16 protein-coding genes and 1 pseudogene are annotated in these 22,350 nt (G+C 72.7%); 13 read left to right on the forward strand and 4 right to left on the reverse strand.

What is annotated here, in order from left to right:
- The first annotated feature begins 16 nt into the window (after positions 1-16).
- Positions 17-1,507: a carboxylesterase/lipase family protein gene (locus tag ACP4J0_RS08190; protein ID WP_426597941.1), complete on the forward strand. Its 1,491-nt coding sequence runs from the start codon at positions 17-19 to the stop codon at positions 1,505-1,507.
- 148 nt (positions 1,508-1,655) lie between these two features.
- On the opposite strand, the gene ACP4J0_RS08195 is transcribed toward ACP4J0_RS08190, so the two are convergent.
- Positions 1,656-2,264, reverse strand: a complete 609-nt coding sequence (locus ACP4J0_RS08195; protein ID WP_426597942.1) for a TetR/AcrR family transcriptional regulator — start codon at positions 2,262-2,264, stop codon at positions 1,656-1,658.
- 94 nt (positions 2,265-2,358) lie between these two features.
- Here ACP4J0_RS08195 and ACP4J0_RS08200 point away from each other — a divergent pair, with 94 nt between their 5' ends.
- The gene (locus tag ACP4J0_RS08200; protein ID WP_426597943.1) at positions 2,359-3,108 is read left to right on the forward strand and encodes an SDR family oxidoreductase; all 750 of its coding nucleotides are present in this window, start codon (positions 2,359-2,361) and stop codon (positions 3,106-3,108) included.
- A 238-nt stretch (positions 3,109-3,346) separates the two neighbouring features.
- Here ACP4J0_RS08200 and ACP4J0_RS08205 read toward each other — a convergent pair whose 3' ends face one another.
- The 3 genes from ACP4J0_RS08205 to ACP4J0_RS08215 all read right to left on the reverse strand — a co-directional run bounded on the left by ACP4J0_RS08205 (position 3,347) and on the right by ACP4J0_RS08215 (position 5,574).
- Complete coding sequence (locus ACP4J0_RS08205) at positions 3,347-3,661, reverse strand: hypothetical protein (protein ID WP_426597944.1); 315 nt, start codon at positions 3,659-3,661, stop codon at positions 3,347-3,349.
- A gap of 274 nt (positions 3,662-3,935) precedes the next feature.
- Positions 3,936-5,018: a methyltransferase gene (locus tag ACP4J0_RS08210; protein ID WP_426597945.1), complete on the reverse strand. Its 1,083-nt coding sequence runs from the start codon at positions 5,016-5,018 to the stop codon at positions 3,936-3,938.
- A gap of 142 nt (positions 5,019-5,160) precedes the next feature.
- Entirely contained in the window at positions 5,161-5,574 is a 414-nt protein-coding gene (locus ACP4J0_RS08215; protein ID WP_426597946.1) for a nuclear transport factor 2 family protein, read from the reverse strand.
- A gap of 299 nt (positions 5,575-5,873) precedes the next feature.
- Here ACP4J0_RS08215 and ACP4J0_RS08220 point away from each other — a divergent pair, with 299 nt between their 5' ends.
- The 11 genes and pseudogenes from ACP4J0_RS08220 to ACP4J0_RS08270 all read left to right on the forward strand — a co-directional run bounded on the left by ACP4J0_RS08220 (position 5,874) and on the right by ACP4J0_RS08270 (position 22,175).
- Positions 5,874-7,406, forward strand: a complete 1,533-nt coding sequence (locus ACP4J0_RS08220) for an HD domain-containing phosphohydrolase (protein ID WP_426597947.1) — start codon at positions 5,874-5,876, stop codon at positions 7,404-7,406.
- Positions 7,407-7,768: 362 nt separating this feature from the next.
- Positions 7,769-7,936 (forward strand): annotated as a pseudogene (locus tag ACP4J0_RS08225) (Atu4866 domain-containing protein); the annotation flags it as partial.
- A 321-nt stretch (positions 7,937-8,257) separates the two neighbouring features.
- Positions 8,258-9,094 (forward strand): alpha/beta fold hydrolase, encoded by an 837-nt coding sequence (locus ACP4J0_RS08230; protein ID WP_426597948.1) that lies wholly within the window; start codon positions 8,258-8,260, stop codon positions 9,092-9,094.
- 22 nt (positions 9,095-9,116) lie between these two features.
- Complete coding sequence (locus ACP4J0_RS08235) at positions 9,117-9,680, forward strand: TetR/AcrR family transcriptional regulator (RefSeq protein WP_426598016.1); 564 nt, start codon at positions 9,117-9,119, stop codon at positions 9,678-9,680.
- 252 nt (positions 9,681-9,932) lie between these two features.
- Positions 9,933-10,814 (forward strand): helix-turn-helix domain-containing protein, encoded by an 882-nt coding sequence (locus ACP4J0_RS08240; RefSeq protein ID WP_426597949.1) that lies wholly within the window; start codon positions 9,933-9,935, stop codon positions 10,812-10,814.
- A gap of 165 nt (positions 10,815-10,979) precedes the next feature.
- Positions 10,980-11,846 carry an ABC transporter ATP-binding protein gene (locus ACP4J0_RS08245; protein ID WP_426597950.1) on the forward strand — a complete coding sequence of 289 codons (867 nt, stop codon included), beginning with the start codon at positions 10,980-10,982 and terminating at the stop codon, positions 11,844-11,846.
- Positions 11,847-11,935: 89 nt separating this feature from the next.
- Positions 11,936-13,000, forward strand: coding sequence for an iron-siderophore ABC transporter substrate-binding protein (locus ACP4J0_RS08250; protein WP_426597951.1), 1,065 nt, complete (start codon positions 11,936-11,938; stop codon positions 12,998-13,000).
- Positions 12,997-15,099 carry an iron ABC transporter permease gene (locus tag ACP4J0_RS08255; RefSeq protein WP_426597952.1) on the forward strand — a complete coding sequence of 701 codons (2,103 nt, stop codon included), beginning with the start codon at positions 12,997-12,999 and terminating at the stop codon, positions 15,097-15,099. Before ACP4J0_RS08250 ends, ACP4J0_RS08255 begins: the two co-directional genes overlap by 4 nt.
- Positions 15,100-15,610: 511 nt before the next feature.
- On the forward strand, positions 15,611-16,681 hold the full coding sequence (locus ACP4J0_RS08260; protein WP_426597953.1) for a peptidase C39 family protein: 1,071 nt from the start codon (positions 15,611-15,613) through the stop codon (positions 16,679-16,681).
- Positions 16,682-16,809: 128 nt separating this feature from the next.
- Complete coding sequence (locus ACP4J0_RS08265; RefSeq protein WP_426597954.1) at positions 16,810-17,394, forward strand: effector-associated constant component EACC1; 585 nt, start codon at positions 16,810-16,812, stop codon at positions 17,392-17,394.
- 32 nt (positions 17,395-17,426) lie between these two features.
- Complete coding sequence (locus ACP4J0_RS08270; RefSeq protein WP_426597955.1) at positions 17,427-22,175, forward strand: caspase, EACC1-associated type; 4,749 nt, start codon at positions 17,427-17,429, stop codon at positions 22,173-22,175.
- Positions 22,176-22,350 lie beyond the last annotated feature (175 nt).

The following is a 22,350-nucleotide window of genomic DNA, read 5'->3' on the forward strand; positions in this document are numbered from 1 at the left end:
GCGGAAAGGCACTCCCGTGAACCAGCACACCGACCCCGTCGTCACCACGACGCGGGGATCCGTACGCGGCCTGCGCCAGTGCGGCGTCACCACGTTCCTGAACATCCCCTACGCCGCCCCGCCCCGCGGCGCCGGCCGGTTCGCGGCGCCCCGCCCGCACGAGCCGTGGGACGGCGTACGGGACGCCACGAGGCCGGGGCCCAACGCCCCGCAGGCCGCACGCAGGCTCGGCCGCGTGGACATGTCCCCCTACTTCGGGGACGGTTGGCACCGTGGCGAGGACTACCTCACGGTCAACGTGTGGACACCGGCCGACGCGGACGGTGACCTGCCCGTCATGGTGTTCGTCCACGGCGGTGGATTCGTCGCGGGGTCGACGAGGTCCGCGCTGTACGACGGCTCCGCCTTCGCCCGCGACGGAGTCGTCCTCGTCACCCTCAACTACCGGCTCGGCACAGCGGGGTTCCTCGACCTTCCCGGAGCACCCGCCAACCGGGGCCTGCTCGACGTCGTGGCCGCGCTGCGCTGGGTACGGGACAACATCGCCGCCTTCGGTGGCGCCCCGCACAACGTCACCCTCTTCGGCCAGTCGGCGGGAGCAACCGTCGTCGGGGGAGTCCTGGCCACTCCCGAGGCCGCGGGACTGTTCCGCCGGGCGATCGTCCAGAGCGGCAGCGGCCTGGGCGCGTTCACGACCGAGCAGGCCGCCCGCGTCACCAGGGCGGCGGCCCGGGTCCTGGGCGTCGAGCCGCACGTCGACGCCTTCGCGGAGATCCCGGACGAGCGCCTGGTGGAAGCGGCCTCCGCACTCGCCGGCACGGACCTGCGGACGGCTGCGCACCACGACCCGCTGATCGGGCTCAGCCCCTTCAGCCTGGTCCTGGACACCCAGCCGGCCGTATCCGTCGCCGCGGGCCTCGGTGCCGGCGTCGACCTGCTCGTCGGCACCAACACGGAGGAGGGAAACCTCTACCTGGTCCCGGTGGACGCGTACGCCACGTCGACCCGTGCGGACGTCGACGCCGTCGCGGCACGCGCGCATCCCGATCCGGTCCGGCTCGTGGAGACGTACCGCAGGACCCGCCCGAGGGCGTCCTACGGTGAGCTGCGGTCCGCCGTCATGGGCGACGCCCTGTTCGGCGCGGGCAGCCGGGCCCTTGCCGACGCACACGCCGACCGGTCCGGTGCCGCCACCTACCGCTACGAGTTCGCATGGCGCTCCCACGCCCTGGACGGACAGCTCGGCGCCGCCCACGCGGTGGAGCTGCCCTTCGTCTTCGATCTCACGCGGCTGCCCGGGTTGCACGGTGCCCATGCCCTGCTCGGCCCCGACAGACCACCCGCCGATCTCGCTCCCCACGTGCACGGGGCATGGATCCGGTTCGCCGCGACGGGCGATCCCGGCTGGGACCCGTACGGCCCCGAGCGCCGGGCCACCATGCGCATCGACGCGGACTGGACCCAGATCGACGACCCTCGCGGCCAGGAACGACAGGCATGGAACTGACCCGGCACGCACGACGCGCTCCTTCGCGCGGTGAGCTGTGGGCAGGGCGTGGGCGGTCCCACGCGGGGCCCGGCCTTCGCGGTCGAACACGGCGCTGCCTCCGGTTGCCGGGTGGTCCTCAGCCGGGTTGTCCTCAGCCGGGTTGTCCTCAGGTGAGCGGCCAGTTGCGCAGGGCGGCGTCGGCCATCTCCTGGAGTTCGTCGCGGGTGACACCGCTCGCGGCTTGCACGGAGATGCCGAACGCCAAGGTGGTGACGTAGCGGGCCAGCAGTCCCGGATCGGTCTCGGGAGGCAGTTCGCCTTCGTCGACGGCCCGCTGGAACCGCTCGCGCACGCGGGAGCAGCCGTCGTTGCGCCAGGCGGCGAGCAGGTCGCGGACGTCGTGCCCGGGGTCGCTGGTGGCCAGGGCTCCATGGACGCCCAGGCATCCATGGGGACCGGCCGGGCGGGTGGTGGTCCGGACGGTGCCGGCCAGGACCGCGGTGGCGACGCCGAGGGCGGTCGGCTCCTCAAGAGCCCGGGTCAGGTAGGCGCCGGGGCCTTCGGTGTAACGCTCCAGGGCCTTGCGGAACAGCTCCTCCTTGTTGCCGAAGGCCGCGTACATGCTGGTGGTGGAGATGCCCATCGCCTGGGTCAGGCCGGACAGGCTGGCCCCTTCGTAGCCGTGCTCCCAGAAGACCACCATGGCGCGCTCGAGAGCCTCGTCGGTGTCGAATCCCCGCGGCCGGCCGACGGGGCCGCTCTGTTTGGTTCCCACCCCCGCAGCCTACCTCTTCCGCATCGATCGATACGGAAGTGCTACTGTTCGACTTCCGCATCGATCGATGCAGAAACCGAAGGGGGTTGTTCACATGGGACTGCTGGAGGGCAAGACCGCTCTGGTCACCGGCGGCGGCAGCGGAATCGGCCTGGCCAGTGCGGTACGGCTGGCGGCCGAGGGCGCACACGTGTTCATCACCGGCCGACGCAAGACCGAACTCGACGCGGCCGTCGAAGTGATCGGATCATCGGCCACCGCGTTGACCGGCGACATCTCGGACCTGGCCGACCTGGACCGCCTGTACGAGACGATCCGCGGCCGGGGGCGGGGCCTGGACGTACTGTTCGCGAACGCCTCCGTCGCCGAGTTCCTGCCGCTCGAGCAGGTCACCGAAGAACACTTCGACACTCTCTTCGGTATCAACGCCCGGGGCACGCTGTTCACCGTCCAGAAGGCGCTGCCGCTGCTCAACGACGGCGCGTCGGTGATATTGAACGGCTCCACCAACGAGGACGTCGGCGCGGAGGCGTTCGGCGTGTACGCGGCGACCAAGGCCGCCACCCGATCGTTCGCCCGGACCTGGGCCAACGAACTCAAGGGGCGCGGCATCCGGGTCAACACCATCACGCCCGGCCCGACCGACACCCCCGGTCTGTCGGGGCTCGCCCCCGATCCGGAGCAGGCCGCCGGTTTCAGGCAGCACCTGGCGACGCAGGTGCCGCTGGGCCGGCTCGGGCGCCCGGAGGAGATCGCCGCCGCCGTGGCCTTCCTCGCCTCCGGGCAGAGCAGCTTCATCACCGGTTCGAGCCTGTACGTCGACGGTGGCATGAACCAGATCTGAGTTCCTCACCGCACGACCGGTGAGGACGGAGGTGCCCGGCCGACCGGGTTCGCCCGGGCGGCGACCCCGGTCGTCCTCGACCCCCGCCGGACGGCCGGGCGGGCAGCCGGACGCCGCATCGATCACGCGGTTCGCCGACGGCGGCGAGGGCGGGATCACGGACCCGTGCGACGAGCACCCGCCTCAGCGCGCGGCTGACCCGGCGGAATACAGAACGCCCGGGTGGACGGGGCGGAGCTCACGCGTCGATCTCCCGGTGGGAGGAGCGCCGATCGGCGCGTGTGCCCCGGAAGGACATGATTCCCCGGTAGGCCGACGCGACGAGCGCGGCGAACAGGACGTTCACGCTGACCATGAAGGTCCACTCGGCCGGCGGCCGCCCGGTGCCCGCGGCCGACTCCAGCGCCGAGAACAGCTCCCTGCCCGCGGGGTAGAAGGCGGCACACAGGAGGACGAAGAACCAGAACGGCTGCTTCTCCAGCGGTTTGGACCACACCACGACGGCAAGGGCCAGGGCGGCCACCAGGGCGGTGAGAACATCGATTCGATCCATGTGACGATCCTTTCGCCCCGGGGACGACGCGGCGTCGGCCACCGGGAGGAACACCGTCTAGGCCGCAGGACATAGAGCGTCGGCACGGCGCCCGGAACCGGCCCGGTCGCGCTCCTTGGCACGCTTCCCCCGGTGGCGAGGACTTCAGGTGCCCGCGGAAGGTACCGGAGCCGGGGGCCGCCTCGTCCACACGAACGCGAGAACCGAGTCGACCGCCACGGACGTGCCACGGGCGTGTCACGGACGTGTCCGCGGCTTCGCGGAGGCCGGTTCCTCAGGGCACCAGCCGCAGCGTCCTGAGCGCGGGTTCGGTGGGGGCGAGTTCCAGGACGGAGACCAGGGACGCGGACGACATCGTCCTGACCGGCTTCAGGCCGGCCCGCTCGAAGAGGTTCTCGAACTCGTCGAGGCTGCGCTCGCGTCCGGTCGACAGGGCCATCATGTTGAGGTCCATCAGCGGCTCCAGGCCGGGTCGGCCCACCTCGTCCACGACGAGCTCCATCACCAGCACGCGTCCGCCCGGCTCGAGCGCCTCCCGGCAGTTGCGCAGGATGCGCACGCAGGCGTCGTCGTCCCAGTCGTGCAGGACGAACTTCAGCAGGTACAGGTCCCCGGACGGCACCTCCTCGAAGAAGTCACCGCCGACGAAGGTGAACCGGTCCGTGACGCCCAGGACCGACGCGGAGGCTTCCGCCTCGGCGCTCACGTGCGGAAGGTCGAGAACCATCCCGGTCAGTCCGGGATGCCGCCGCATGAGCGTCTGGACGAGGTTGCCGCCGGCACCGCCGACGTCCACGACGACTTCGGTGCCCTCCACCTCGATCACGTCGGCCAGCTGATGGGCCAGGCCGTGCGTCATGGCCGTCATGGCGTTGGTGAAGACCCCGGCTTCGGACGGGACGGTGGCAAGCCAGTCGAAGAAGGGGGCGCCGAGGGCGGCTTCGGCCTGGGTGGTGCCGGTGCGGATCGCGTCCGACAGCCGCCCCCAGGGCAGCCAGTGCGACTCGGCGCCGCCCCACAGGGCCAGGTCCCGCAGGGAACCCGGGACGTCGCTGCGCAAGGTGTCCAGCAAGGACGTACTGACGAACCGTTTCCCGTCCGTCGACGAGGCGAGCCCGAGGGAAGCGCACGCCCGCAGGAACCGGAAGGTCGAGTCCGGGTCCAGTGACTCCGCCGCGGCCACTTCCGCAGGCGTGGCACCGCCGGCCCGCAGGTGGTCGGCGATGCGCAACTCGGCCGCTGTGCGCACCACTTGGGTCACCCAGTACCCGGTCATCATCTGGAGCATCCGCCCCGTGTCATCCACCGGCGGCTCGGTGGAGCCCGCCGCGACGAAATCATGCTCGAACAAGGTCATGTGCTGCGTCTTTCGATGGGAGAGGTCGTTTGAAGAGATCGATTGGAGAGATCCAGAAATGGTCCACGAGGGGGCGGAGCCGGGAACGTCCGACCGGATAGGCCCGGAGCGGCGTTCCGCTCGGCCGGCGGGGAGAGCCGGTTCACATCGCGGCGACCATGGTGTGGGTGTCGAGGACGGTCTCGAAGTGCACGGGGACGCCGTCCGGCAGTCGCCACACATGCACGAAACGGGTCCTCATCGGCTTCCCGGTCACCAGATTCCGGCCGCTGTAGTGGCCGAGTGCGATGACACGGTCCCCGGCGTCCAGGATCTCCGCAGGGGTGACGGTGAAGTCGTGCCACTCGCTGACGAAACGGGCGAACACGTTCTCGAGCACCTCCTCACGTCCCCGGTACGTGCCTCCGTAATGCAGACCCGGCGGAACGACCCATTCGATCCGCTCGTCGAGTCCCGCGAGCAGCGCGGTGACGTCCCCCTGGGCGAGCGAGCCGTACAACGCTTCCACCACCGCGCTCCCGGTGGTGGTGTGTTCGTCGTGGTGGTGCGTGGTCATGCGGTACCTCCGTGCTGTGTGGATGAGCGGCCGGCGCGTTCCGGCAGCCCGCCGCCCGGGCACGGAACGCGGGTCCGAGCGCTGCGGCCGAGCTCGCGCCCCGCCTCCGCAGATCCTTCTCGTGAACCGGCCGACGCGCATCGGCTGATCGACCTATGTCGCTGGTCCACCTGCCTCGCGGGGATGTTCGCCCTCCTCGCACCGCGGCCGCCGGTGCGCGTCCTGTGCGCGTCCAGTGCGCAAGGGGGAGCCGTGCGGGCACGTCCGAGGCGCTGGTCAGGGGCGGTTACGCTTGAGCGGTGGAAGAGGTTCGTCTGGCCGAGGTACTGGCGGCACTGTCCCTGACGACCGACCTGGCCGCGGGCATGACCTTCGAGAAAGGCCTGCGTACCTGCGTCGTCGCCACGGTGTTCGCCCGGGACGTCCTCGCGGGCGACCGGGAGACCTGCCGGGCGGTCTACGAGACGGCACTGCTGCGCTCGGTCGGCTGCACGTCGTTCGCACCCGAGCTCGCGGCGGTCTTCGGCGACGAGGTGGCGTTCCAGAGTGCGCTGAAGCACCTCGACCCGGGGGACGACGTGCCCATGTCCGAGCAGTTGTTCCGGCTCGGCGGCTGGACGCGGGAGAAGGCCCGGCGGTTGGCGGACACGTTCACCGAGGTGCTGCCCACGGTCGGGGTGGAGGCCATGCGCAACGGCTGCGAGGCCAGTCGGGCGCTCGGTTCGGGCCTCGGCGTGCTGCCGCGGACCCTCGCGGCGTTGGACGACGTGTACGAGCGTTGGGACGGACGGGGAATCCCCCTGGGAACCGCGGGTGAGCGCGTTTCCTTCGCCGCTCGTGTCGTCCACGTGGCCGAACAGGCGGTTCTGGCCCATGCGAGAGGCGGCGAGCCGGCCGCGGTCGCGCAGGTGGTCAGGCGCGCGGGCGGTCACCTCGATCCCGAACTTGCGCGTGCGTTCGCGGCCGACGCCGCGAAGGTGCTCGCCCCGCTCCGGGAGCCCGACGCCGTCGCCTCCACGGTGGCCGCCGAGCCGCCGCCGTACGTCACGGTGTCCGCCGAGGAGGTCTCCGACCTGTGCGCGGTCCTCGGCAGGTTCGTGGACCTCAAGGGCAAGTGGCTGGTCGGGCACAGCGAGCACGTCGCGCGGCTGGCGGAGAGCGCCGGCCGGCTGGGAGGCCTCGCCGCCGACGAGGTGACCCGGCTGCGTCGCGCGGCCCTGCTGCACGATCTGGGGCGGGCCGGGATCTCCGCCGACGTGTGGGACCGGACCGGTCCGTTGAGCACCGCTGACATGGAGCGGGTGCGGATGCACACGTACTGGACCCAGCGAGTGCTGGAGCGCGTGCCCGCGCTCGCTCCGCTGGCGCCGATCGCCGCCGCACACCATGAGCGCGTCGACGGCAGTGGCTACCACCGCGGTGAGCTCGGCACCCGTACCTCTCCCGCGGCCCGTATCCTCGCCGCCGCTGACGTGTTCGCCGCACTGACCGAGCCGCGGGCGCACCGGGGCGCCTTCAGCGTCGACGAAGCCGTCGGGCACCTGACGCGCGAGGCGGACTCCGGCACCCTGGACCGCGCCGCCTGCGAACTCGTGATCCGGGCCGCGGGCGGACAGCCGTCCCGGCCCCGCCGTCCGGCCGGGCTCACACCGCGGGAGGTCGAAGTGCTGCGACTGGCCGCCCGCGGACTGACCAACCACCAGATAGGCGCGGAACTGTCCATATCGAGCCGCACCGTGGGCCACCACCTCGGGCACATCTACGACAAGACCGGGCGGCGCACCCGGGCCGGGGTGGCTGTCTTCGCCATGGAGCAGCAGCTTCTGCCCTGACCGTCGACCGGCCCCGACCGTCGACCGGCCCTCGCCGTCGCGGACGCCCCCTCGACGGGGTGAGCCACGGCACCGGGCCGCGCCCGGCCTGGGAGCACTGGGACCTGGGACGTGGGACCTGGGAACTGGGAACTGGAGCCAGGCTCCCAGCCGCTCGGGAGCCTGGCCTGCGCGCCATGACAACCTCGAAACTGGGCGACCACCTGCGGAGCAGGCGCGTCCAGGTGACGCCGTCCGACGTCGGTCTGCCCCCCAGGGCGGGCGGCGGCGCGTGCCCGGCCCTCACCGCGTGCGCCTCGGCACCGGACAGCGGGAGACTCCCGGGCCCGGCCGCGGACATCCCGCCGCACCCGTACGTCGGGATGTGGGTGACCGCGGACGGCCACATCCGCCAGGAACTGCTCCCGAACGGCCGCTACGACGAGGCCCGGGGCAATCCCCGGAGCGCCTACACCGGCCGCTGCACCGTCACCGGCAACCACCTCGACTACGTCGACGACTCCGGCTTCACCGCCACCGGCGACGTCCGGACGGCAGGGCTCTCGCCTTCGTACGGTGGTCAAGCGGGCCGGAGGGCCCGGCAGGACGGTGTGGGCCGAGTGGATCCTCGCGACTTCCGCATGAGCTCATGGGCGGGCGCGTACGACGCGGCGCGCGGGCAGCGCGGGGAGCTTCAAGCGGTTGCGCCGCACGCCATCGTCACGCAGTCGCGGGCGCTGCTGGTGATCGCTGCGAGGCTCCCGCAGTGCTTCGTCACCCCTCCTGGCCGCGCCGGAGAATCCGCCGTTGACAAGGTTGGCTAATGGCATTAGCTTTTAGCTAACAAGGTTAGCCAGGATCTGGGGGATGCCATGACCGAGTACCTTGCCGTCGACGGCGGCACGATCGCTTACGAGGTGACGGGGTCCGGCCCCCTGATCGTCCTCGCGCACGGCATGGGCGACAGCCGTGCCGCGTACCGTGCTGTGATCCCGCCGCTGGTGGCGGCGGGCTACCGGGTCGCCGCGGTCGATCTGCGCGGCTGCGGGGAGTCCAGCGCGGACTGGCCGGCCTGGAGCCGCACCGACATCGCCGGCGACCTGCTCGCGGTGGTCCGTCACCTGGGCGGCCCGGCCGTGCTCGTCGGTCACTCGGTCTCCGGCGGTGCCGCCACCATCGCCGCGGCGCGGGAACCCTCGCTGATCACCTCGGTGGTCGAGCTGGCGCCGTTCACCCGCAAGCAGTCGGTCCGCCTCGGCGACCTGCGCGTGAGGCGTTTCCGTCAGGGCATGCTCCGGCTGCTCGGCGCAGGGGCGTTCGGCAGCGTGCCGCTCTGGCGCTCGTACCTCGACGTGGCCTACCCCGGCGTGAAGCCGGCCGACTGGGCCGAGCGGCTCGGCCGCATCGACTCCCTGCTGCGCGAGCCGGGCCGGATGAAGGCCATGCAGGGCATGGGCCGCTGCGCCCCGACCGACGCCGGCGCGCAGCTCGGCAACGTCCGCTGCCCGGTCCTGGTCGTGATGGGCACGCTCGACCCCGACTGGGCCGACCCGCACTCCGAGGGTTCGGCGATCGTGGACGCCCTGCCGTCCGGCCTCGGCCGCCTCGAGATGATCGAGGGCGCCGGGCACTACCCGCACGACCAGTTCCCCGACCAGGTGGTTTCGCTGGTGCTGGCCTTCATCCGGACGGAGGCCGCTCGTGCCTAGGGCCGGCCTGGACCCGGCGGCCGTGGTCGCGGCCGGTGCCGCCCTCGCCGACGAGGTGGGCCTCGCCAACCTGACGATGGGTCTGCTGGCCGAGCGGGTGGGCGTGCGCACCCCGTCCCTGTACAAGCACGTGGGCGGCCAGGAAGACCTCAACCGGCGCATCGCGGCCTTGGCGTTGAGTGAGGCCGCCGACGCCGTCGGTGGCGCGATCCAGGGGTATGCGGGCCGTGACGCCTTGGCCGCTGCGGCGCGCGCCTTCAGAGGCTTCGTCCTGGAGCACCCCGGCCGGTATGCCGCGACGATCGGCGCGGAATCGTCGGGCCCGGACGATCCGCTGGCCATCGAGGGGCAGCGGCTGCTCGGCGCGTTCACGGCGGTCCTGCGTGGCTACGAGATCGGAGAGGCCGACGCGGACCACGCCCTGCGCATGCTCCGCAGCCTCTGCCACGGCTTCGCCACGTTGCAGGCGGCCAACGGTTTCCAGTGGAGCACCGGCATCGACGAGAGCTTCGAGTGGCTGATCGCCTTCGCCGACCGGGGGCTGCGCGCCATGAGCATGCTGTCGCCGTCGACGACTCCGGCCTGACCGGCACTTCGGTCTGCCTCGTCGGCATGGCTGTGACCGCGTACGCCTGCCCTGCGGGCGCTGACCGGCGGGCGCGGAGCGTTCCGTGACCTCCATGACCGAGCGGATCTCCGGGGTGCGATCGCCGAGCCGCTCGCCGGTTTCAGGGCAGGCCAAGGGCAGGCCAAGGGCAGGTCAGCAGCGGGGCCGGGGGCGGGGTCGGGGCAGACCGGGAGGTCAGGCGCCGGTGCGGGCCCGGATAGACTCGCCCGCATGGTCCGATCGTCCCGTGGCGAGCCGAGCCCCGGGATGTGGCGGCGCGAGGCGGGCACCGTGGTGCGCCGGGCCGTGGCGCTCCCGGAGCAGGCGGAATCCCCTTTCGTCATCAGCTCCGGGGTCCGGATTCCGCGCGTTCCCACGGAGTGGGCACCGCACTCGCACCCCTCGCACGAGCTCGTCTGGGTACGCGGGGGAACGCTGACGTCCCGGGTGGACGACCGCGTCTTCACCGTGTCCGAGGGATACGGGCTGTGGATGCCCGCCGGAGTGGTGCACGGAGGCCGGGCGACGGTGGGCGCGGAGTTCCACGACGCCTTCTTCGCCCCGGACCGCACGCCGTTCGCGTTCGCGTTCGAGGAGCCGAAGGCGATCGCGATGACGCCGTTGCTCGAGTCGCTGCTGACCCATCTGTCCCGTACGGATCTCGACGCGGGTGCCAGGGCGCGGGCGGAGTCGGTCGTGTTCGACGTCCTCCAGCCGGCCGAGCGGCAGTTCGCGTTGCCGTTGCCCGGTGACCCCCGGATCGACGCGATCGCCGAGGCCCTGCTGGACGACCCCGCCGACTGCCGCTCCCTGGAGGAGTGGGCACGGTCGCTGGGGATCAGTGAGCGCACGATCACCCGCGCGTTCCGTCACGCGACGGGTCTCTCCTTCGCGCAGTGGCGGCAGGTGCTGCGGGTGCACCGGGCGCTGACGCTCCTGTCCGAGGGCTTCGACGTGATGACGGTCTCCGAGACGCTCGGCTACGCGCAGCCCAGCTCCTTCATCGCCGCCTTCCGGCGGGTCATGGGAACCACGCCGGGCGCGTTCTTCGACGCGGCCGACGGCACCCGCGAGGGTGTCCGGAATCCCGTATCGCATGTCCAGAACTCCTGATTGTCGACATGGCGAGCGGAATATAACCTTCTCGGAGTTAGGTAACCCTTAGTTGTTGCTCGCCGTGAACGGTGCTCCGCGTGCGCGGAGGGTTCGCGGACCGGCCGGCGCAGGCCGGACGGAGGGTGCCGCAGTCCGTTCCCCTCCGACCATCCGGATCCGACGATGTTCACGAGCCCCTCCCGGCGCGCCGAGCGCCCCGCCGCCGACCCCGCCGCCGCCCCGGTGACCGCGCTCAACGGGCACGACCTCGTGCTGCGGTACGGCGGCGAGCAGGTCGTCCACGGCGTCTCGCTCGCCCTGGAACCCGGCCGCGCGACCGCCCTGGTGGGACCGAACGGCAGCGGGAAGTCCACGCTGCTGCGCGCGCTCTCCCGACTGCACCGGGTGGACGCCGGCCGGGTGACGCTCGGCGCCCCCGACGGAGCACCCGAGCGTGACGCGGCCCTGCTCAGCGCCCGCCGGTTCGCCCGCGAGGTCACCCTGTTCTCCCAGTCGAGGCCCGCACCCCAGGGCCTGACGGTCTCGGAGGTCGTGGCGTTCGGACGCCACCCCTACCGGCGCGGCTTCGCCGGACCGACCGCCGAGGACCGGGCCGCCATCGACCACGCCATGGGCGTCACGGGCGTACGGAACATGGCCGGCCGGCCGGTCGGGGAACTCTCCGGCGGGGAGATGCAGCGTGTCTGGCTCGCGGCCTGCCTGGCCCAGGAGACCGGCGTCGTACTGCTGGACGAACCGACCAACCACCTGGACCTGCGCTACCAGATCGAGACGCTCGACCTGGTGCGCGATCTCGTCGAGGAGCACGGCATCGCGGTCGGGATCGTGCTGCACGACCTCGACCAGGCGTCCCGCGTCGCGGACACGCTGGTCCTGATGCGCTCCGGCCGCGTGCACGCGGTGGGGAAACCCGCCGACGTCCTCACCGCCGAGAACATCGGCGAGGTCTACGACATCCGTGTCGAGGTCGGCGCCGATCCCCGCACGGGCCGTCTCCGTATCGACCCGGTCGGGCGGCATCCCGCCTGAGGCGGCGCGCACCGACGCCCGCTCCAACACGTTGACAACACATCGTCATTCACATACATCACATTGCATCGTAAGAAAGAGGACTTTTCATGAACCGTGCCCGTCGCCTGGCGGCATCCGCCTCCACCGGGCTCGTCGTCCTCCTCGCAACGGCCTGCGGCACGACCGACGTCGACAAGACCGAGGCCGGCAGCGGCACCAGCACGTCGCCCGTGTCGAGGAGCTGTGCCGAGGACACCACGGCCACCTCGACCGGGCCGGTCTCCTTCAAGGACGGCGTCGGCCGGCAGGTGAAGCTCGACAAGCCCGCCGAACGGATCGCGGTCCTGGAATGGCAGCAGATCGAGGACGCGCTGACCCTGTGCGTCACCCCCACCGCCGTATCCGACGCGAAGGGATACAGCACCTGGGTCAGCGCGGAGAAGCTGCCCGACGGGGTGACGGACATCGGCACCCGCGAGGAGCCCGACCTCGACACCCTCTACGCGGCCAAGCCCGACCTGATCGTCGTGGAGGCGTTCGACGCCGACGACGAGACGATCAAGAAGCTGGAGAAGCGGGGCGTCCCCGTGATGGCCACGCGAGGGGCGGACCCGAAGGACCCGATCGGGAACATGCGCGAGGTGTTCAGCATGATCGGCAAGGCGACGGGACGCACCGAGCGGGCCGACCAGGTGCTCAAGGAGTTCGACAAGCACCTCGCGACCGCGAAGCAGAAGGTCACCGACGCCGAACTCCCGACGAAGGACTTCGTGTTCTTCGACGGATGGCTGCAGGGCGGCAACCTCACCGTCCGCCCCTACAGCGACGGCGCCCTGTTCACCGAGATAGGCAAGGAACTCGGCCTGAACCCCGCGTGGACCAACGACGTCAACAAGGAGCACGGTGACGGGGGCGTCGACCCCGCCTACGGCCTCGCGCAGACCGACGTCGAGGGACTCACCGCGGTCGGCAGCGCCAACCTCTTCTACGCGAACGACGAAGGAGCCGGCGGGTACGTCGCGGCGCTGAACAAGAACCCGATCTGGAAGTCCCTCCCGGCCGTCAAGGAGGGCCGCGCCCACTCGTTCCCGGCGCGGGTGTGGGGCGCCGGCGGTCCGCGCTCCTGCGAGCAGGCGATCGACGCCTACGTCGACGTACTCGACAAGAAGTGAGCGCACCGCGGACCACGGCACCCGGAGGGGAATCGCCGCCGCGCACCGAGCGCGGCGGCGGTCCCGCCGGAGTGGCCGTCCTGACACTCCTTCTCGGCCTGACCGTCCTGGTGGGCATGTGGCACCTGACGCAGGGAACGTCGGGCGTCGGCGTCGGCGACCTGGTGCGCCATCTCACCGGGGAACGGCAGGACACCGGTGGGGCGCCGGTCGGCGAGATCCTCACCGGCTCGCGCCTGCCGCGCCTGCTCGCCGGCGTGGCGGTGGGCTTCGCCCTCGGCTGTGCCGGCGCGCTGCTCCAGTCCGTCACGCACAACACGCTCGCCTCCCCCGACACCCTCGCGGTCACGGCCGGGGCCCACTTCACCATCACCCTGGTCGCCGCCTTCGGCCTCGCCGTACCCCTGTGGGCGTCGGGCGCCGTCGCCTTCGCCGGCGGCCTGGTCGCGGCGGCGCTCGTGCTGCTCCTCGCGGGCCGGGCCGCGGGCACCACGGGCACCCGCCTCGTCCTCGCCGGATCGGCGACGGCGATGGCCCTGGACGCGGCGACCGGGATGCTCCTCATCCTCTTCAACCAGAACACCACCGGTCTCTTCGCCTGGGGGAGCGGCTCCCTCGCGCAGCTCAACATCGACGCGTCGGTACGCGCCTTCCCCCTCGTGGCCGTGGTGCTGTGCGTCGCTCTGGCACTGTCCCGGCGGCTGGACGTGATGAACCTCGGCGACGACGCCGCGTCCACGCTCGGCGTGCCGATCCGGACCACCCGCGTGACCGCCGTGATCTGCGCGGTGCTGCTGACCAGCACCGCGGTGACCCTCGCGGGTCCCATCGCCTTCGTCGGTCTCGGCGCGCCCGTCCTGGCCCGCCTGACCGCGGGGCGGGTCCGCGCACTGCGCCGGCACCTCCTCCTGGTGCCCGCGGCCGGGCTGTTCGGCGCGCTGCTCATCCTGCTCGCCGACGCGACCCTGCGCGCCGTGCAGGGTGCGGACGGGGCCGCGGCCATCCCCACCGGCGTGCCGACCGCGCTGCTCGGCTCCGTCGTGATCGTGGTCCTCGCGCTGCGCCTGCGGGACACGGGCGGGTTCCGGCAACCCCCGCACTCACGGGTCGCCGTACGGTCGCGCCGCGCGTTCCTCCTCGTCGTGTCCGGCTCGGTGGCGCTGCTGGCCGGGGCGGCCCTCGTTGCGGTCCTGGCGGGGAGCCTCTGGCTGCGGACGGGGGACGTCGTGCTCTGGGTCCAGGGCGCCGCCCCCGACCTGATCGGCCAGGCGCTCGACGACCGGGTCCCGCGCGTGACCGCCGCCGTCCTCGCCGGCGCGGCGCTCGGACTGGCCGGATGCGTCGTGCAGAGTTCGGTACGCAACCCGCTGGCGGAGCCGGGGGTGCTCGGCATCACGGCGGGCGCCGGTCTGGGGGCGGCGAGCGTCGTCACGTCGGGCCTGTCCGGCGGACAGCCGGTGCTCGTCGCGGTCGCGGTCGCGGCGGGGCTCGCCACGTTCGGGGTGATCGCCCTGCTGGCCTGGCGCGGCGGCTTCCTGCCCGACCGGTTCGTACTGATCGGCATAGGCATGGGGTACGGCATCACCTCCGTCACCACCTTCCTCCTGCTGCGTGCCGACCCGTACAACACGCCCCGGATCTTCACCTGGCTCTCCGGTACGACCTACGGCCGCACGCTGCCCGACGTCGTACCGGTCGCGGTGGCCCTGGCACTCGCCCTTCCCGTGCTGCTCGCCATGCGCGGCCGGCTCGACCTCCTCGCCGTCGACGAGGACACACCGCGCATCGTCGGCGTCAGGGTGGAACGCACGCGTTTCGCCGCGCTGGCGATCGCCGCGGTGCTCGCGGCGCTCAGCGTGATCGCCGTCGGAGTCGTCGGCTTCGTGGGGCTCGTCGCCCCGCACCTGGCCCGGTCACTGGTGGGCGCCCGGAACGGCCGCGCGATCCCGGTCGCGATGCTGCTCGGCGGACTGCTGGTGTGCGTGGCGGACGCCCTCGGCCGCACGCTCGTCGCACCCGCGCAGGTGCCGGCGGGCCTCATGATCGCCCTGGTCGGTGCGCCGTACTTCGTCTGGGTGCTCCGGCAGTCCCGCGCATGACACCGGGCGGCAGCACCCGTACCGCCGGGCACGCGGCCGGCGCCGTGGCACGCTGCGTCACGCCGCCGGTCCCGTGGTGTGCTGTGCCATGCCGCCGGTCCCGTGGTGCGCTGTGCCATGCCGCCGACCTCCGGGCACGCTGCGTGGCGACGCCGGTTCCGGGGCACGCTGCGTGGCGCGACGCCCAGGGCTCCGTCCGCGTCCGCCCCGTCAAGCGGCCCGGTCCGGATCCTGGCCCGGGTCCCGGCCCGGGTCCCGGTCGGCGACCGGCCCGGCCGGATGCTCATCCCGTCAACTGGCCCTGCGCCGGTCCCCGGCCCGGCGGCCGGCGAGTCGCTCCCGGCCGCCGACGGGTCCTCTCTCGGCGGCCGGCGGCTGCCATGTACCCGCGGGGAGCCCGAATCGGAAGTCCGAATCGGAAGTCCGAATCGGGAGTCCGAATCGGGAGTCCAAATCCCCGCCCCGCCCCCACCCTGTCCCTCCCCCTCTCCGTCTCGCCAGGAGCACCGGAATGCCGTCCCAGCAGGAAACGCCCGTGAAGAGCATCGTCGTCCCGTTCGAGCCCGATACCTCGCCGGCCCTGCTGAGGCGGCTCGGACACCATGAGGTGCCGGAGCGCTGGCACACGGTCGACCGCTCCGCTCACGCCCCTCACCTCGTGGCCGTTCCGGGCGACGACGGGGAGGACTGGGCCGCCGCCGCGCTCGTGACGGCGCGCCCGCACACGGCCTACCTGAAGATCGTCGACGCCGTCGGCGACGTGCCGGCAGCGGTCGCGGCCGTCGTCGCCCACGCGCGCAGCCGCCGGCTCGCGCAGGTCAAGTGGGAAGGATGGACGGCGAACCCCGAGGACGCCGCTGCCGCCGGCTTCGCTCCCCTGGGTCCTCCGCTCACACAGCCCGAGGGCGCGGCCGGACCGGCTGCCGGTTACGTCCGCTGGCTGAGCGACGGCCCGGTGGCCGAGCCGCCGTACTACGGGCAGACCACGCACTTCACCTGCGGTGCCGTCACCGCGCTGGTCGCGCAGGCGCACGCCGGGACGCTGCCGTGGGAAGCCCTCGACCGCCGGGCGGAGCTGACGCTGTGGCGCGACGCGACCAACTTCCTCGCGTGCGAGCCCGTCGGCCTGGGCGTCGCCGTGCGCCGGACCTGGCCGTCGTCCTCGGTCACGGTCCACCTCGACACGGACCGGCCCGTCCTGCTCGACCACCTCGCGGAGAACGAACAGGAGTGGCGGGCCCTGCTCCAGCGCACGTCGCGTACGGACGCCGAACGGATCGGCGTTCCGATCGATGCCGGCCACCTCTCCATGACCGCGATCCGGGATGCGATCGGCCGACGGGAACACGTGCTGCTCCTGCTCTCGCTCGCCGGGATGCAGGGGTTCGACGTGCCGCACTGGGTGCTCTGCCACGGCGTCGTACCCGGCGCCGTCGTGGTCGAGGATCCCTGGGCCAACGCGGCGACGGGGGACACCTGGGTCGACGCCCACCTCCTGCCGGTCCCCGACCCCTCACTCGACACGATGTCGGCCCTCTCGCCGGACCGCTTCCGAGGCGCCGTGACCATCGGCCGGCCGTAGCGTCGCGGCGCGTCCGGCTGCGCAACCTGCCGACCGCTGCGCCGTCCCGCGTTACCACGTTGCCAACTCGCGTGTTGGAGGGGAAAGTTGGGAATCATGCGCCGTGTTGCAGCTGGAGGGCAGCAGAGATGAGAGTGACACTGTCCGTCGATGCCGGGGACGGAGACGTGGCCGGAGCCTGCGACGACCTCTACCAGTGGCTTCGCCAGGACCCTGATCTGCGCGTGTTCGTCCGCCGGGAGGCTCCCGCCGCGCCGTCGGGCGGAGCCATGGGTGCCCTGGGGGAGCTGATCTCGCTGCTGCTGGCTCCCGGTGGTCCGACGGCGGCTGTGGGAGCGGCCGTCGTGGTGTGGCTGCAGGGCCGCCGGGGCAATCAGACCGTCACCCTCACCCTGCCGGACGGTACCCAGACCGTCGTCACCTCCGAGAAGGTGCGCGGGCTGACCGCCGAAGGCGCCAGCGAGCTGGCCGAACGGGTCGCCGCGGCGCTCCAGCAGGAGCGGGACCCGGGCACGGCGCCCGCAACGCGGACGCCGGCAACGCGGACGCCGCAGGAAGCCCGAGGGCGGCCCCGACAGAGGGAAGAAGGCCAGGGGGCACAACGGAGTCAGGAGGCAGAAGGGGTTCCGGAGACAGAAACAGAAGAAGTCCGGGGGACGGGAGACACGGCGGAGGGCGACGGCCGCGTCGGTCCGTCCCGAGAAGCGGGCTGACCGTGGTCGCGGGGGACGTGAAGGGTCTGGCGGTGAGGGCGGATCTGGCGGCGGCCGGCTGCCACGCGCTGGTGGTCGGGACGGCCGCCCATCCGGGGGAGCTGCTGCCCGCTCTGCCGTCCGCGCACCGGTCGGCGCGGGACGTGGCCGAGACCCTGAGCACGGTGTGCGGCATGGGCGACCGGGTCACGCTGCTCACCGATCCGACCTCGCCGAGCGACGTCCTGGAGGCGCTGGCGACGGTCATCGGCCGGGCCGAGCCCACCGAGCAGCGGTACGAGCGCGGAACCGTCCTCCTCTACTTCGTCGGGCACGGGCTGCGCGGACCCGGCCGGCAGCTCTACCTCGCGACGGCGAGGACCAAGTCCCAGACCGACACGGCGCACTCCGTTCCCTACACGGAGATCGAGCACTATCTGAGCGACGCCGCCGCCGACCCGGTCGTGATCCTCGACTGCTGTTTCGCCGGCAACGCACAGGAACCCGGCCGGCCCGCCCACGCGGACCCGTTCGCCGGCGCCCGGCCCACCGGCAGCTACCTGCTCGCCTCGGCGATGCGCGACGCCCTGGCGTACGCCCCGCCGGACGCGGAGCACACCCTCTTCAGCGGCCACCTGCTCGCCCTGCTTCGGGAAGGCCACGCCGGGGGCCCCAAGTGGCTGACGCTGGGCGGCGTGTACCGGCTGCTCGACCAGCGGCTCCAGGGCAGCGCCGCCCGCCCGTACGGCGGTGGAACCGCGCGCATGAGCGAGCTGACCCTCGCCGTCAACCGGCGGTACGAGCCGCTGACGGGCCCGGACACCGAGCAGCGGGCGGCCGACACCCCGGACCCCGACGCCGTCTGCCCCTACCCCGGCATCCTTCCCTTCCTCCCCGAGCAGCACCGTCTCTTCTTCGGCCGTGAGGAACTGACCCGGGAGTTGCTGCTCCGCGTCCGACAGGCCCGCCCCGGCGAGCCGGTGGTCCTGGTGGGGCCGTCGGGGGTCGGCAAGTCCTCACTCCTTCGGGCGGGACTCAGCGTGGCCGCGGAACAGGCGGGTCTCGGCCCCGTGCGGCTGGTGCCGGCACCGGGTGACCGGCCCTTCCGCAGCCTCGCCGAGGCGTGGGCGGCGGCGGTGGGCAGGGCGCCTTCCGACGTCGTACGGGATCTGGAACGCGGGCACTTCAGCCGCCCCGCGGCGACGGGGGAGGGGACCGGAGCAGGGCAGGCACCGCGCCTCCTCGTCATCGACCAGCTCGAGGAGTACTTCACGCTCTGCTCGGACGACGCCGAACGCGAGCGGTTCGCCGCCGCCCTCACCGCGGGCGCGGACGGGGAGCGGGCCGGGGACGCGGCCCCCGGTCCGCGTCTGGTCCTGGCCCTGCGCGCCGACTACTACGGCGACGCCCTCAGCGACCCCCGTCTGGCGTCCGTCGTGCGGCCGGGTCACTTCGCGGTGCCCGCGCTGACCGACGACGAGGTCGAGGCCGCGATCGTCCGCCCGGCGCAGTACGCGGGCCTGCGGTGGGAGGAGGGCGTACCGCAGCTCCTGCGGCGCGATGTGAACGAGGAGCGACGCACCACGGGTGATGCCGCGGCGCTGCCCTTCCTCGCCTACGCCCTCCCCGAGATCTGGCTGAGGCGCCGGGGGACGACCCTGACGTACGCCGGGTACGCCGCCGCCGGCGGAATCCGGGGCGCGGTGGCCACGGCGGCCGAAGGGATCTACGACTCCCTCGACGACGCCGGCCGCACGGCTCTGCGGAGCCTCCTGCTCGCCATGGTCCACGTCGCCGACGGCGAGGGGCGGCTGGTCCGCCGCCGGGTGCTTCCGGCGGAGGCGGCCGGCAGCGAGGGTCTGCTGCGCCGGCTCGCGGACGCCCGCCTGGTCGTCGTGGACGAGGAGGGCGGGGCGCAGCTCGGCCACGACTCGCTGCTGCACGCGTGGGCGAGGCTGAGCGGCTGGATCGACGAGGTGCGGGACGACCTGCTGAGACTCCGCCGGCTGACCGCGGCGGCGCAGGGCTGGGCCGAGGCCGGACGCAGGCCGAGCGGCCTCTACGAGGGCGATGCGCTGGAGGAGGCGAAGAAGCTCACCACGGAGTACGCGCGGCGGCTTCGGGAAGCCCCGCTCGCCCCGGACCGCCGGCGGGTCGGGTGGCCGACTCGGAAAGTCCCGACTCGGAAAGTCCCGCCCGCCCAGGGCGACCGGCCGGCTCGGAAGGCCCGGCACATGACCGCCGACGGTCCGGCAGGCGCTGCCGCGCAGACCGTGGTCCGCGTACCCGTCCCGCAGGTGGTGGGGGAGTTCGTCGCCGCGAGCGACCACGCGCAGCGCCGACGACGCCTCGTCACGCGGGCGTGGATCGCCTCCCTGTCGGTGCTGTCGCTGGTGGCGGTGTCCCTCTTCGGCTGGGCCGCCCATGAGAACGAGCAGGCGGAAAGCCGGGAGAAGAGCCTGATCGCCAGGGAGCTGGCCGCCCGGGCCGACGCCCTGCGGGAGCACGACCCGCAGACCGCGCTCCGCCTGAGCCTGGCCGCCTACCGCACGGCGGTGACCCCCGAGACCCGCTCCAGCCTCTACACCGCCTCGATGACCGTCACACCGGCCCACCTCGTGCCCGAGGAGCGGCATCGCCAGGCCGTTCTCAACCTCGCCTACAGCCCGGACGGAAAGGTGCTGGCCGCGAGCCACCGGGACAGCGGACCCGACGGCGGCCGGGTCCAGCTGTGGGACGTGTCCGCGCCGACCAGGCCGGCCGAAGCGGGCCGGTTCCAGCTGACGAGCAGTCCGGTCATCGCGTTCCACCCCCGCTCCCGGATCCTCGCCGCGCAGTCGGCGGACGAACTGACGCTGTGGGACGCCGCGGACCCGCGGAAGCCGAGACGGCTCGCCCTGGTGCCGCTCTCCCACCAAACGACGTACACGCTGGCCTTCAGCAAGGACGGCCGGACCCTCGCGGCGGGCAGCGACAAGGGACTGCTGCGGCTGTGGAACGTGGCCGAGCCGGCCCGGCCCACGCTGCGAGCGCAGCGGACGGTCGCCGGGTCCGAGCTGATCTCCCTGGCCTTCACCCGGGACGGGGACCACCTGATCACGGGCAACGGCAACGGGGACACGGGCAGCGGACAGCCCGCACAGGTACGGCTCTGGGACATCGGCGACCCGGACCGGCCCGTGCTGCGGGACACGGAACAGGCCGAGACGGTCACCGCGGTGGCCGCCCATCCCCGCCGCGACCTGGTGGTCGCCGCCGGCGGATACGGAAAGATCGCCTGGTGGGAAGTGGTGGACGGACAGAACCTGCGGCGTGTGGAGGCGGAGGAGTACCGGGACACCTGGGGCACCGACAACGACGGCATGCCGTCGCTGGCCTTCAGCGCGGACGGCAGGTTCCTGGCGGGAGCCGACCGCGGCCACGGCGTCAGACGGACCGACACGACGAGGAAGGTGTCGGAGCTGGTGGACAGCGCATCCGGGGTGACGCTGCCGACGGGCGAACCGTCCCAGTCGGTCGCTTACAGCCCGGACAGCAGATACCTGGCAGTCGGCGAGGTGGACGGAGAGGTGCGGTTGTGGCCCGACCGGCCCAGGGCGCCGTCGATCGAGGGCGGCATCCACGTCATGCCCCAGAGGGGCACCAGCCCCTTCAGTGCCGACGGTGAGCTGGTCATCGCCTCGCAGAACGAGGGCGGGGGCCGCACGACGAAGGTGTGGGACGTCAGCGACCCCGAGGCGCCGAAGGTCCGGTACGCCCTGCCGAGGGGATGGGAGGCGAAGTTCTTCCTGATACGCCGCGAGAAGCCGGTGCTCCTGGCCCACCACTGGACCGGAGGGCTGGACCACACCCTCCAGGTCTGGCAGGTGGAACCGGGCGAAGCCGTGCGGAAGGGGCCCGGCATCCGGTTCACCGCCGACAACCCGACCATCGCGGTGAGCCCCGACGGCATGCTCCTCGCGGTGGGCTCGCACGAGGAACCCGACACCGCGCTGTGGGACATCAGTGATCCGGCGAGCCCCGTGCGCCGGGGCACGCTCGAGGTGAGGGCGAGCAGCGCGCTCGGGAGCTCGGGAAGCCTGTGGTTCGCCGGAGACCGGTCGCTCGCGACGACGGAGCAGGGCCGGCACATCAGGTTCTGGGACGTCTCCGACCCCGCCCGCCCCCGCAAGGGCGGTCGCATCGAGGACGCGGCGTCGATGGCCGGCGCGATGTACCACGGCTCGTCCCGGCTGCTCGTCACCGAGGCGGTGGGACACGAGATCCAGCTCTGGGACCTCTCCCGGCCCGCGCACCCCGTCAAGGGTGCCAAGCTACCGGCCGCCCCCCGGGGGTACTTCCCCATGGCCAAGGGGCAGTTGGCGGTGATGCTGGCCGACGGAGGCGTCGAGTTCTGGGACGTATCCGATCCGGCACGTCCCGAGAGGACGGGCCACGACCTCCTGTTCGACCGCGCGGTCGGTTCGATCGACCTGACCTCCGACGGCCGCTACGCGGTGACGAGCGAGCCCTATCGCCTCTGGTCCATCGGGAAGGACGGGCGGTGGGGCACCCCCGAGCTCTTCACGCTGGAGAACGCGGGAGCGGTACACGTGCCCCCGGTGACATCACCGGAGGGCCCCCGATGGCTGGCCGTCACCGCCCAGGACCCCACCGGCATCACACCGGAGACGACCTACGTGCTCGACTTCGCCACCGACGGCCTCTACGAGGACCTGTGCACGGCCCATCCCGCAAGCATCCCCGAGGACCGGTGGCGCCAGATGTTCCCGCACCTGACCTACCGCCAGTCCTGCGACTGACGCTGGACGTCCCCGTCCCTGGAGTCCGGCTCGTGAAGGCGCCGTCTCGGAGCACGCGACGCGTGCTTGACGCTCCGGCCCGGCTGCCCGCCTGCCCGCCGTCCGGCTGCCCGCCTGCCCGCCGTCCGGCTGCCCGGCTGCCCGGCTGCCCGCCGTCCGGCTCCGGCTGCCCCGC

This window comes from Streptomyces sp. WG7, assembly GCF_049975785.1.
Taxonomy (GTDB): Bacteria; Actinomycetota; Actinomycetes; order Streptomycetales; family Streptomycetaceae; genus Streptomyces.